Genomic DNA, 12,036 nt, shown 5'->3' with positions numbered 1-12,036 from the left:
CGGAGCAGGCCATGCCAGTGCACCCGCGGAACTGGCTCTGCCAGGCCGCCGGGTGCGCCCCTTGGGGGATGGGATGGCTACACGCAGTGCGCCATCCAAACGGGGTGGGCTCATGTCTAGCGGATGGCGCGCAGGCGCCGGCGGATGAACTGGCTGGCGATGAACAGGTCGCGCTCCACGGCCAGGCGCACGCCCACGGGATCGTGGCGCGCGAGCGCGGCGAGCGTGGGCTCGTGCGCGTCCTTGAGCGCGACGGCGGCTTCGGGCACCTCGAACAGGCGATTGGACACCGGACCGGCCTTGAGCCACAGCGTCTCGATGAGGTCGAACAGCAGCGGCGAGCCGGCCGCGCGGTACAGCCGCACCTGGAAATCCTCGTTGGCGGCCAGGTAGCCGGCGGCGTTGTTCTGCGCCAGCGCCTCGCGCATGCGCGTGCCCAGCGCCACGAGCGCGGCGCGGCCGGGCTCGTCGATGCGCAGTGCACCGCGCTCGGCGGCCTCGCCCTCCAGCAGCATGCGCATCTGCACGAGGTCGTCGAACTCGGCCGGCGAGAGCTTGGGCACGACCACGCCGGCATTGGGCACGTTGCGCAGCGCGCCTTCGGCCGCCAAGCGTTGCAGGGCGGCGCGCACCGGCATCAGGCCGCAGCCCAGGCGCTCGGCCAGCTCGCGGATCTTGAGCCGCTCGCCGGGCTGGAAGCGGCCGACCGTGACCCATTGGCGCAGCTGCGCGTAGATGGCGTCCTGCTGTGTGGCGGAGGCGGCGGGCTCTGGGGGCATCGTCAGGGGGCGGTGAGTTCGGCCAGCACGGCGTCGAAGGCCTGGACCAGGCGTTCGACGTCGGCTGCGCTGGTCTCGGGGCAGACCAGCATCATGTTGTGGAAGGGGGTGATCAGCACGCCGCGGTTCAGCAGCGCCAGGTGCAGCAGATGTTCGAGCGCGTCGTTCATCGCCGCGGCGGCCTCGCTGCCGTTGCGCGGCGGCCGGTCGCAGAACTGGAACTCGGCGCGCGCGCCGACCTGGCTCACGCACCAGGGCAGACCGTGGCGCGCGATGGCGCCGCGCAGGCCTTGCGCCAGTTCGCCGGCCAGGGCCAGCATGGGCTGGTAGACGGCATCCGTCATCAGCGAGGACAGTGTGGCGCGCATGGCGGCCATGGCCAGCAGGTTGGCCGTGAGCGTGGTGCCGATGCCCGAGTGGCCGGGCGGCGCGGCGCGCTTGGCGGCCTCGCAGCGGGCCGCCAGTTCGGCCGTGAAGCCATAGGCCGCGCAGGGCATGCCGCCGCCCAGCGGCTTGCCGAGCACCAGCGCGTCGGGCGCCAGGCCGTGGGCACGGGCGTAGCCACCGGGGCCGCTGCTGATGGTGTGGGTCTCGTCCAGCACCAGCAGGCTGCCGTGGCGGCGGACCAGCTCGGCCGCCGCCGGCCAGAAGCCGGGCTCGGGCAGCACCATGCCGATGTTGGTCATGACGGGCTCGGCCAGCACGCAAGCCACGTCGCCGGGCGCGAGCGCGGCCTCCAGCGCCGCCAGGTCGTTGAACTCGACCACGCGCGTGGTCTGCGTGAGGTCGTGCACCTGGCCGAGCAGGCTGGGACGTTGCACCGGCCGGCCGTCCACGAGGTCGACGAAGACGTCGTCCACGGTGCCGTGGTAGCAGCCGTTGAACACCAGCAGCACCGAGCGGCCGGTCACGGCGCGCAGCCAGCGCAGCAGGAAGCGGTTGGCGTCGGTGGCCGTCATCGCGAACTGCCAGCGCGGCAGGCCGAAGCGCGCGGCCAGCAGTTCGCCGACGGCGGCCGCATCTTCGCTGGCCAGCATCGCCGTCAGGCCGCGCGCGGCCTGGGCCTGCAGCGCCGCGACCACGGGCGCCGGGGAATGGCCGAACATGGCGCCCGTGTCGCCCAGGCAGAAGTCCACGAGCCGATGGCCGTCCACGTCGGTCAGCTGCGCGCCGCGGGCCTCGGCCACATGCAGCGCGAAGGGCGTGCCCCAGTCGCTCATCCAGTGCAGCGGCACGCCGAACAGCAAGTGCTCGGCGTTGCGCGCGGCGAGCGCGGCGCTGTGCGGGCGTGCAGCGGCGAAGCGCGCGCGCTCGCGGGCCGTGAGTTGGGCGATGCGGTCGGGGGAAATGGCGCTGCTGGACATGCTGGTCAGTGACGAGATGGTGGAGCTTTTGATCATAAGCAGCCGATCTCACCTATGGCGCTAATGGTACATGCGCCATTGTGATCAAGCGATTCAGATGCCCAGGTGGCCCTGGACGGTGGCGCGGTCGGCCTGCAGCGCGGCGCCGTCGCCCTGCCAGACGATGCGGCCCTTTTCCAGCACCACATGCTGGTCGGCCAGCTCCAGCAGCGCGCCCAGGTTCTTGTCCACCACCAGCATGGCCATGCCGGTGGCGCGCAGCGCGCCCAGCACGCGCCAGATCTCGGCGCGCACCAGCGGCGCCAGGCCTTCGGTGGCCTCGTCCAGGATCAGCAGCCGGGGGTTGGTCATGAGCGCGCGGCCGATGGCCAGCATCTGCTGCTCGCCGCCGGAGAGCTGGTTGCCCAGGTTGCCGGCGCGCTCGGCCAGGCGCGGAAAGAAGTCGTAGACGCGCTGCAGGGTGAAGGGCTCGGCCGCACCATGCCGGTTGGCGGCCGTGGCCACGAGGTTCTCCTGCACCGTGAGCGTGGGGAAGACCTGGCGGCCTTCGGGCACCCAGCCCAGCCCCAGGCGCGCGGCCTCGAAGGCGGCCATGCGCGTGGTGTCGCGCCCGGCGAACTGCACGCTGCCGGCCTGTTTGGGCACGAGGCCCATCACGCTCTTGAGCGTGGTGGTCTTGCCCATGCCGTTCTTGCCCAGCAGCGTGACGATGCGCCCGTCGCCGACGGTGAGGTCGATGCCGTGCAACACGCGGCTGGCGCCGTAACCGGCCTGCAGGCCCTGGACCTGGAGCAGTGCGGCCATCAGTGGTCGTCTCCGAGGTAGGCCTGGCGCACCGCCGGATCGGCCTGCACCTCGCCCGGCGTGCCGCAGGCGATGGCGCGGCCGTAGACCAGCACGCTCACGCGGTCGGCGAGGCTGAACACGGCCTGCATGTCGTGCTCCACGAGCAGCATGGTGTAGCGGCCCTTGAGGCCTTGCAGCAGTTCGACCATGCGGGCCGACTCGCCCTGGCTCATGCCGGCCAGCGGCTCGTCCAGCAGCAGCAGGCGCGGCTGCATGGCCAGGGCCATGGCCAGTTCCAGCTGGCGGTGCTCGCCATGGGCCAGGGCCATCACGTCGTCCTGCGCGCGCCCGGCCAGGCCGGCCTGGGCCAGGGCCTGCAGGGCAGGTTCGGTCAGCGCGCGCTGGCGGTGCACGGGCGTCCAGGCGCCGAAGGAATGGCCGCTGCGTGCCTGCACCACGAGCATCACGTTCTCCAGCACCGAGAAGCCGTGCAGCAGTTGCGTGATCTGGTAGCTGCGCGCGATGCCGGCCAGCGCGCGCCGGGGCACGGACCAGTGCGTGATGTCCTGGCCGTCGTAGAGCACGCGGCCGGCGTCGGGCAGCAGCTCGCCGGTCAGCTGGCCCATGACCGTGGTCTTGCCGGCGCCGTTCGGGCCGATCAGCGCGTGCGTCTCGCCCGGCGCCAGGGCCAGTTCCAGCCGGTCGGTGGCGGTGAGGCCGCCGAAGCGCTTGACCAGTCCCTCGACGGCCAGAAAGGCCGGGTTCATCGCCGCTTCTCCCACTGCGTGACCACGCCCCAGATGCCGCGCCGCGACACCAGCGCGACCAGCAGGATCAGCGGCCCCAGGATGGCCATCCAGTGCTGCGTCCAGCCCGACAGCGCCTCTTCGAGCACCAGCAGCACCACGGCGCCGACCAGCGGCCCCATGACCGTGCCCATGCCGCCCAGCACGACGATCAGGATCAGCTCGCCGGAGGCCTGCCAGGACAGGTAGGAGGGCGAGGCGAAGGCCGTGAGGTTGCCCTGCAGGACGCCGGCCAGCGTGCAGACCAGGGCCGACAGCACATAGGCCGTGAGCTGGTAGCGTAGCCGCGGATGGCCGGCCGCCAGCATGCGCCGCTCGTTGGCATGCAAGCCGCGCAGCACCATGCCGAAGCGGCTGTGCACGGCGCGCCAGACCAGCAGCATCACGGCGAACAGCACGGCCAGCGCGAGGTAGTACAGCGCCACCTTGCCGTCCAGTGTGGGCAGCGGCGCGAGCTGGCTGCGCTCGGTGAGCGGCAGGCCGTCGTCGCCGCCGTAGGGCTTGAGGCTGACGGCGAGGAAATAGAACATCTGGCCGAAGGCCAGCGTGATCATGATGAAGCCGATGCCGCGCGTGCGCAGCGACACCAGGCCGGTGGCGGCCGCCACACCGGCCGCCAGCACCAGCGCGATGCCGAGCTGGGCCCAGCCGTTGGTGAGCCCGTGGAAGGCCGCGATGCCGACCACGTAGGCACCCAGGCCCACGTACAGCGCATGGCCCAGGCTGACCATGCCGCCGTAGCCCAGCACCAGGTTGAGCCCGCTGGCGGCGATGGCGAACACCACGATGCGCGTGGCGAAACCCAGGTAGAAGCTGGAGCCGGCCCACTGCGCGAACAGCGGCACCAGCAACATCAGAAGGACGATGGCCGCGGCCAGCCAGGCGCGTGGTGAACGCCAGGAGAGGGATTCAGGAAACATCTCGTCGTGCCTGCAACAGGATCTGGCGCAGGCGTGGTGCGCGGGCCGAGGCCACCGGGTGGCCCCTTCCGCGAATGTCCCCAGCCTGGGCCGCAGGCGGCCCGGGGCGGGGGACATTCGCGGAGTGGAGCACACCGTCGGCGTGGTCCTGCGCAACCTCAACATGCCAGCTCAATCTCATCGCCGCACCGGAAACAGCCCCGCCGGCTTGACCGCCAGGATCACGGCCATGAACAAATAAATCAGCATGGAGGCCAGCGCCGGCCCGGCCGCGTCGGCCACGTTGCGCTCGAAGAACTGCCGCGTGATCTGCGGCATGTAGGCCCGCCCCATGGTGTCCACCAGCCCGACCAGCAGCGCCGCGTAGAAGGCGCCGCGGATGGAGCCGATGCCGCCGATCACGATGACGACCAGCGCGAGGATCAGCACGTTGTCGCCCATGCCCGACTGCACCGAGACGATGGGGCCGACCAGCCAGCCGGCCAGCGCCGCCAGGCCCGCGCCGACCGAAAACAGCAAGGTGTTGAGCAGCCGCGCGTTGACGCCCAGCGCGGCCACGGTGTCGGGATGCGTGGAGCTGGCGCGCACCAGCATGCCCACGCGCGTGCGATGGATCAGCAGGTGGATGCCGGCGGCCACCAGCAGCCCGGCCACGATGATCATGAGCCGGTAGGCTGGGTAGCTGAAGTCGCCGAACTGCAGCGAACCACCGAGCCAGGCCGGCTGCGACGTGAACACGGGCTGCGCGCCCCAGACCATGCGCACCACCTCGTTGAAGAACATGATCAGGCCCAGCGTGGCCAGCACCTGGTCCAGGTGGTCGCGCGTGTAGAGCCGGCGCAGCGCCAGCCGCTCGATCGCGAACGCGAGCAGCATGGCGCCGCCGATGCCGGCCAGGCCGGCGAGCAGGAAGGATTCCGTGCGCGCGAGCGCGGCCGCCGCGAAGTAGGCGCCCAGCATGTAGAAGGAGCCGTGCGCCAGGTTGATGAAGTTCATGATGCCGAACACCAGCGTGAGGCCGGCCGACAGCAGGAACAGCAGCATCCCGAGCTGCACCCCGTTCAGCAGCTGGGAGAAGAACAGGCTCCAGATCAAGACGGACTCATCTCAGGTGTCTATTGCACTGTCGCGCCGCCCGCAGGACACGAAGCCGGCTCGCAAGCCGCTGGTCGGGAGGCCGCGGAGCAGGCCATGCCAGCGCAGCCGCGGAACTGGCTCTGCCAGGCCGCCGGGTGGGCCCCCTGGAGGGGGGATGGGACTTCTACACGCAGTGCGAAGTCCAAACGGGGGTGGTTTCATTTCATCGGGCAGTCTTGGGCGTAGGCATCCTTGTGCGCCGTGAGCTGCTTGCTGACCGTCTTGAGGTTGGCGTTGCCCTTGGCGTCCTTGGCCACCTCGAACACGTAGAAGTCCTGCACCGGGAAGTTGTTGGCGCCGAAGCTGAAGTTGCCGCGCACGGACTTGAAGTCGGCCGCCTTCAGCGCGGTCTGCAGCGCGGCCTTGTCGGTGCTGCCCTTGGTCTTGCGCAGGGCCGAGTCGATCAGCAGCGCCGCGTCGTAGGACTGGGCGGCGTACTCGGACGGCGTGCGCTTGTACTTGGCCTCGAAGTCGGCGACGAACTTCTGGTTGGCCGGGTTCGGCAGGTCCGGGCCCCAGGCCGAGGCCGACATCACGCCCAGCGCGCTGTCCTTGAGCGCGGGCAGCGTGGTGCCGTCGGCGGTGGACACGGTCAGCAGCGGGATCTTGGCCGTGAGGCCCGCCTGCTGGTAGGCGCGCACGAAGGCCACGCCCAGGCCGCCCGGGTAGAAGGCGTAGACCGCATCGGGCTTCTCGGCCGCGATGCGCGAGAGTTCGGCCGAGAAGTCGAGCTGCGTCAAAGGCGTGTAGATCTCGTCGGCCAGCGGGGTCTTGTAGACGCGCTTGAAGCCGGCCACGTAGTCCTTGCCGGCCTGGTAGTTGGGCGTCATCGCGATGATGCGCTTGTAGCCCTTGTCGCTGGCGTACTTGCCCATGGCCTCGGCGAACTGGTCGTTCTGCTTGGAGACGATGAACAGATTGGCCGCGCATTGGGCGCCTGCCAGCGGCGCGGGGCCGGCGTTGCCGCCGACCACGACCACGCCGGCCGAGGTCAGCTTCTTGCTCACGGCCATCATGATGTTGGAGAAGGTGATGCCGGCGACGATGGGCGCCTTCTCCTTCTCGATCAGTTCGTCGGCGATCTGGTTGGCGACTTCGGGCTTGAGCTGGCTGTCGCGCCGCAGCACATTGACCGGCACATCGCCGAGCTTGCCGCCGTTCTGCTCCACCACCAGCATGAAGGCGTCCAGCATGTCCTGGCCCAGCGCAGCCTGTGGGCCCGAGAGCTCGGCCATGAAACCGATCTTGACGGGGGTCTGGGCCTGGGCAGGCGCTGCGAGGCCGAAGGCGATGGCTGCGAGCGCGCCGGCGAGAAGCGTGGGTTTCAAGTCGATCTCCTGGTCGTTGGTCTGGCCGACGGACTGGAGCGCGCGGCGCGCCATCGGCGGGCCGCATTGTTCACTAAAAGAGTACGACAACCGTGGTGGCTTACCCGGAGGGCACCATGGCTGCTGCGTCACGGACGTGTGCGACGCGGCCTACTTGATCGGGTGTCGAGCGCTGGGTTTCCGTGGCTGCTGCGCCGCGGTGGCAGGGGTTCAGGCCGGGTGCTGTCATGCCGCTCGGCTATCGTCGGCGCCATGACTTCTTCGACTGTGCGCGCGCACTGGGCTGCGCGCTTTTTGTTTTTTGCGGCTGGATTCATGTTCGCCACCTGGGGCGTGCAGATCCCCACGGTCAAGGCGGTCTACGGCCTGGGTGTGGGCGCCATCGGCGGGCTGGTGTTGGCGGCCGGTGTGGGTTCGGTGCTGGGGCTCACGCAGGCCGGCTGGCTGATCGCGCGCCATGGTGCGCGCCGCGTGGCGGGGTGGGGCGCGCTGCTGTCGGCGCTGGCCCTGGTGCTGTTGCTGCACATGCCGCATTTGGTACTGCTGTGGGGATTGCTGGGCCTGTTCGGTCTGGCCACGGGCCTGCTCGACGTGGCCATGAACGCCGACGCCTCCGAGCTCGAACGCCAGGCCGGCCGGCCGCTCATGAGCGCCTTCCACGGCATGTTCAGCCTGGGCGGCATGGTGGGGGCGGGCGTGGGCGGGCTGCTGTTCACGGCCGGCATGGCGCCGAATCTGCAGCTGCTCGCGGTGGCCGTGTCCAGCATGCTGCTGGTGGGCTGGAGCGTGCGGCAGATGCAGCCGGGGCCGGCCGCAGCGGAGGAAGCGCACGGGCGTTTCGTGCTGCCGCGCGGGCGGCTGGCGCTGGTGGGCCTGCTCGCGGCGCTGGGCTTCGTGGTCGAGGGCGCGATCTACGACTGGAGCGTGCTGTTCCTGGCCAGCGAGCGCGGCGCGCCGCAGCAGCAAGCCGCGCTGGCCTATGCCAGCTTCTCGGCCGCGATGGCGGCCACGCGCTTCGTGGGCGACCGGCTGCGCGCGCGTTGGTCCTCCGTGGGCCTGCTGCGCGCCAGCGCCTGCATGGCGGCCGTGGCACTGGCCGGGGTGCTGCTGTCGCCCAGCGTGCCGCTGGCGCTGGCCGGCTTCGCGCTGGTGGGCGTGGGCCTGGCCAACGTGGTGCCGGTGCTGTTCAGCGCCGCGGCGCAGGTGCCGGGCGTGGCGCCGGCGCAGGGCATCTCGGCCGTGGCCTCATTGGGCTACTGCGGCTTCATGGTCGGGCCGTCCATCATCGGCTTCGTGGCCCATGGCAGTTCGCTGACGGTGGCGCTGGGGCTGGTCGTGGGCTGTGCGCTGCTGCAGGCGGCACTGGCGCGGCGCGCATTGGCTGCTTGAGACGGCGATTGAACTGGCGTTCGACCAACGTCACGCCGATGCCGGCGCCGCAGATGCAGGCGATGCCCAGCGCCGTGGTGGCGTCCGGCAGCTGGCCGAACACGGCCCAGCCCAGGCCTACGGCTGAGAGGATCTGCAGGTAGCTGTACGGCGCGAGCAGCGTGGCCGGCGTGCGCGCGTAGGCGGCTGACTGCAGGCCGTGGCCGATGGCGCCGGTGACGCCGGTGGACAGCAGCAGCACCCATTGCCCTGCGGTGAGCGCCGGCAGCTCCCAGACCCAGGGCAGCAGCGGCGTCAGTGCCACGGTGCCGACCAGGCCGCCGTAGTAGTTGGTTGTCAGCGGATCGTCGCCGGCCAGCCGGCGCGTGGCGATCTGGAAGGCGGCGAAGGTCAGCGCCGTGGCCACGCCCAGCAGCACGCCGACGGTGTCGAGCCCCGCCCCCGGCCGCACCACCAGCAGCATGCCGGCGAATCCCAGCGCCACGCCCAGCCAGCGGTGCAGCCGGTGCGGTTCGTGCAGCAGCCAGGGTGCCAGCGCGAGCAGGAAGATCGGCGCCATGAAGTTCATGGCCGTGGCCTCGGCCAGCGGCACACGCTTCAAGACCGAAAAGAACAGCAGCGTGGAGCCGATCATGAGCACGCCGCGCAGCAGCTGTCCGCGCAGCGAGCGGGTGCGCAGCAGGCCGAGCCCGCGACGCGGCAGCAGGATGGCGCTGGACAAGGCCGTGTGCACGGCATAGCGCACCCAGGCCACGAGCAGCACCGGCACACCCAGCAGCGCGAGGTACTTGCCGCTGGCGTCCAACCCCGACAACACCCACAAACCCAGCACGTGGAGCAGGATTCCGTTCGGTCTCATATAAGCAATGAACTTTATATTCTTATGAGTTTTATAAGAAAGAGCGTAGATTCACGCCCCTTCCAGTGAATAAGGGTTTCCACCGTTGTGGAGGCCAGTGCAAGCAATGATCGAGTTGAGGGGTATCACCCAGACCTACCAGGGTAGCAGCGGACCGGTACAGGCGCTGCGCGGCATCGACCTGGAGGTGGCGGGGGGCGAGGTGTTCGGCATCATCGGCCGCAGCGGCGCGGGCAAGAGCTCGCTGGTGCGCGTGATCAACCTGCTGAACCGGCCGACGGCCGGGCAGGTGTTGGTGGACGGCCGCGAGATGACGACGCTGCCCGAGGCCGCGCTGCGCATCGCGCGGCGCGAGATCGGCATCGTGTTCCAGCATTTCAATGTGCTGAGTTCGCGCACGGTCTACGACAACGTGGCGCTGCCGCTGGAGATCGCGGGCCTGTCCGATGGCGAGATCAAGAAGCGGGTGGATCCGCTGCTGGAACTGGTCGGCCTGTCGGCGCTGGCCAGGCGGCATCCGTCCCAGATCAGCGGCGGGCAGAAGCAGCGCGTGGGCATCGCCCGGGCGCTGGCCAACCGGCCCAAGGTGCTGCTGTCGGACGAGGCGACCTCGGCACTGGACCCGGAGACCACGCGCTCCATCCTGGGCCTCATGCGCCAGATCAACCAGGAGTTCGGCCTGACCATCGTGCTGATCACGCACCAGATGCAGGTCATCAAGCAGGTGGCCGAGCGCGTGGCCGTGATCGACGCGGGCCGCATCGTGGAGCAGGGCCGCGTGATCGATGTGTTCTCCAGGCCGCAGCACGCCACCACGCGCAGCCTGATCGAGGAGATCGTGCCGCAGGAGCTGCCCGACTCGGTGCTGGCGCGCCTGCGCACGCTGATGGGCGCGAGCCCTGCCGGCGAAGGGCAGGGCCTGCGCCTGGCCTTCGCGGGCGATGGCGCCGACCAACCGCTGCTGACCGAGCTGGTGCGCCGCTTCGGGCTGGACCTGTCCATCCTGCATGGCCAGATCGACGAGGTGCAGGGCCAGCCCTTCGGCCAGCTGGCGGTGTTCGCGCGCGGCGCGGCCGACCAACTGCAGGCCGGCATCGCGCACCTGCGCCAGGCCGGCGTGAACGTCCAACCGCTGGCGCAGGAGAGTGCCCATGTTTGATTTCCTCGAGACCTTCAACGGCCCCCTGCTGGACCTGTTCGCCACGTCGATGTGGGAGACGCTGGTGATGGTCGGCATCTCGGGCCTGGCCGGTGCGCTGATCGGCGTGCCGCTGGGCGTGCTGTTGCGCCTGACCGACCGCGGCGGCGTGCGCGAGAACGCGCCCGTCAACCGTGTCGTGGGCGGCATCGTCAATGCAGTGCGCTCCACGCCCTTCATCATCCTGCTGGTGGCGATCATCCCGTTCACGCGCTTCGTGACGGGCTCGTCCATCGGCACGGCCGCGGCCGTGGTGCCGCTCACGCTGGCGGCCGCGCCCTTCGTGGCCCGGCTCGTGGAGACGGCGCTGCGCGAGGTCGACCACGGCCTCGTCGAAGCCGCCCAGGCCATGGGCGCCACCACGTCGCAGATCGTCTGGAAGGTGCTGCTGCCCGAGGCGTTGCCCGGCATCGTGGCGGCGCTGACGATCACGCTGGTGAGCCTGACGGGCTTCTCGGCCATGGCCGGCGCGATCGGTGGCGGCGGCCTGGGCGACCTGGGTATCCGCTACGGCTACCAGCGTTTCCTGCCCGAGGTCATGGCCGCCGTGGTCCTCGTGCTGATCGTCTTCGTGCAGCTGGTGCAGAGCGCCGGCGACTGGCTGGTGCGCCGCATCCGCCATTGATTGATTTCTTCAGGAGCTTTCCATGCAAAAACGTACATTCATTTCCACCATCGCACTCGCGCTGCTGGCCTCCACCGCCATCGCGCAGGACAAGCCACTCAAGATTGGCGTCACGGCCGGCCCGCACGCGCAGATCTTCGAGCAGGTCAAGCGCATCGCCGAGAAGGACGGGCTGAAGATCCAGATCGTCGAGTTCAGCGACTACATCCAGCCCAATGCCGCGCTGGCAGCCGGCGACCTGGACGCCAACAGCTACCAGCACCAGCCCTTCCTGGACCTGCAGGTCAAGGACCGGGGCTACAAGCTTGTGTCCGTCGCGCAGACCGTCAACTACCCGATCGGCCTGTACTCCAAGAAGGTCAAGGACTTGAAGGACCTCAGGGAAGGCGCGCGCTTCGGCATTCCGAACGACCCAACCAACGGCGGCCGCGTGCTGCTGGTGCTGCAGGACAAGGGGCTGATCAAGATCAAGCCATCCGCCGGCCTGAAGGCCACGCCGCTGGACGTGGTCGAGAACCCCAAGAAGCTGAAGTTCGTCGAACTCGAGGCTGCCCAACTGGCGCGCTCGCTGGACGACCTGGACGCGGCGGCCGTCAACACCAACTTCGCGCTGTCGGCCGGCCTGAACCCGGGCAAGGACGCGATCGCGCAGGAGAGCGCCAAGTCGCCCTACGTGAACGTGCTGGTGGTGCGCGAGCAGGACAAGGACAAGCCCTGGGTCGGCAAGCTGGTCAAGGCCTACCACTCCGACGAGATCCGCAAGTTCATCCAGACCGAGTTCAAGGGCGCGGTGCTCGCAGGTTTTTGATTCTGGGCTAAGGTGGGCGCCCTTCACCACTTCTGAA

The 12,036-nt window shown here is 69.8% G+C and carries 12 protein-coding genes; 4 read left to right on the top strand and 8 right to left on the bottom strand.

What is annotated here, in order from left to right:
• Nucleotides 1–116 precede the first annotated feature (116 nt).
• The 7 genes from ACSQ4M_RS24805 to ACSQ4M_RS24775 all read right to left on the bottom strand — a co-directional run bounded on the left by ACSQ4M_RS24805 (nt 117) and on the right by ACSQ4M_RS24775 (nt 7,174).
• Complete coding sequence (locus ACSQ4M_RS24805) at nt 117–779, bottom strand: GntR family transcriptional regulator (protein ID WP_436192061.1); 663 nt, start codon at nt 777–779, stop codon at nt 117–119.
• A 2-nt stretch (nt 780–781) separates the two neighbouring features.
• Nucleotides 782–2,143 (bottom strand): aspartate aminotransferase family protein, encoded by a 1,362-nt coding sequence (locus tag ACSQ4M_RS24800; protein ID WP_436192060.1) that lies wholly within the window; start codon nt 2,141–2,143, stop codon nt 782–784.
• Between the two features lie 93 nt (nt 2,144–2,236).
• On the bottom strand, nt 2,237–2,947 hold the full coding sequence (locus tag ACSQ4M_RS24795; protein WP_436192059.1) for an ABC transporter ATP-binding protein: 711 nt from the start codon (nt 2,945–2,947) through the stop codon (nt 2,237–2,239).
• Nucleotides 2,947–3,696: an ABC transporter ATP-binding protein gene (locus ACSQ4M_RS24790; RefSeq protein WP_436192058.1), complete on the bottom strand. Its 750-nt coding sequence runs from the start codon at nt 3,694–3,696 to the stop codon at nt 2,947–2,949. Before ACSQ4M_RS24790 ends, ACSQ4M_RS24795 begins: the two co-directional genes overlap by 1 nt.
• Complete coding sequence (locus ACSQ4M_RS24785) at nt 3,693–4,655, bottom strand: branched-chain amino acid ABC transporter permease (protein WP_436192057.1); 963 nt, start codon at nt 4,653–4,655, stop codon at nt 3,693–3,695. Before ACSQ4M_RS24785 ends, ACSQ4M_RS24790 begins: the two co-directional genes overlap by 4 nt.
• Before the next feature lie 177 nt (nt 4,656–4,832).
• Nucleotides 4,833–5,750 carry a branched-chain amino acid ABC transporter permease gene (locus ACSQ4M_RS24780; protein ID WP_436192056.1) on the bottom strand — a complete coding sequence of 306 codons (918 nt, stop codon included), beginning with the start codon at nt 5,748–5,750 and terminating at the stop codon, nt 4,833–4,835.
• A 200-nt stretch (nt 5,751–5,950) separates the two neighbouring features.
• On the bottom strand, nt 5,951–7,174 hold the full coding sequence (locus ACSQ4M_RS24775; RefSeq protein ID WP_436192055.1) for an ABC transporter substrate-binding protein: 1,224 nt from the start codon (nt 7,172–7,174) through the stop codon (nt 5,951–5,953).
• Nucleotides 7,175–7,372: 198 nt separating this feature from the next.
• Here ACSQ4M_RS24775 and ACSQ4M_RS24770 point away from each other — a divergent pair, with 198 nt between their 5' ends.
• Nucleotides 7,373–8,509: an MFS transporter gene (locus ACSQ4M_RS24770; RefSeq protein WP_436192054.1), complete on the top strand. Its 1,137-nt coding sequence runs from the start codon at nt 7,373–7,375 to the stop codon at nt 8,507–8,509.
• On the opposite strand, the gene ACSQ4M_RS24765 is transcribed toward ACSQ4M_RS24770, so the two are convergent.
• Nucleotides 8,403–9,368: a DMT family transporter gene (locus ACSQ4M_RS24765; RefSeq protein ID WP_436192053.1), complete on the bottom strand. Its 966-nt coding sequence runs from the start codon at nt 9,366–9,368 to the stop codon at nt 8,403–8,405. The two genes, ACSQ4M_RS24770 and ACSQ4M_RS24765, sit on opposite strands and share 107 nt — an antisense overlap.
• 106 nt (nt 9,369–9,474) lie before the next feature.
• Here ACSQ4M_RS24765 and ACSQ4M_RS24760 point away from each other — a divergent pair, with 106 nt between their 5' ends.
• From ACSQ4M_RS24760 to ACSQ4M_RS24750, 3 genes are read left to right on the top strand one after another with little or no spacing between them, the layout of a single operon-like run.
• Nucleotides 9,475–10,527 carry a methionine ABC transporter ATP-binding protein gene (locus tag ACSQ4M_RS24760; RefSeq protein ID WP_436192052.1) on the top strand — a complete coding sequence of 351 codons (1,053 nt, stop codon included), beginning with the start codon at nt 9,475–9,477 and terminating at the stop codon, nt 10,525–10,527.
• Complete coding sequence (locus ACSQ4M_RS24755) at nt 10,520–11,191, top strand: methionine ABC transporter permease (protein ID WP_436192051.1); 672 nt, start codon at nt 10,520–10,522, stop codon at nt 11,189–11,191. Before ACSQ4M_RS24760 ends, ACSQ4M_RS24755 begins: the two co-directional genes overlap by 8 nt.
• A gap of 22 nt (nt 11,192–11,213) precedes the next feature.
• A complete protein-coding gene (locus tag ACSQ4M_RS24750) occupies nt 11,214–11,999 on the top strand; it encodes a MetQ/NlpA family ABC transporter substrate-binding protein (RefSeq protein WP_436192050.1) in 786 nt (261 codons plus the stop codon).
• Nucleotides 12,000–12,036 lie beyond the last annotated feature (37 nt).

Source organism: Pseudorhodoferax sp. LjRoot39 (assembly GCF_964253035.1).
Classification (GTDB): Bacteria; Pseudomonadota; Gammaproteobacteria; order Burkholderiales; family Burkholderiaceae_C; genus Pseudorhodoferax.
The sequence above is the reverse complement of the archived record's forward strand: the minus strand, read 5'-3'. Positions and strand labels throughout refer to the sequence as shown.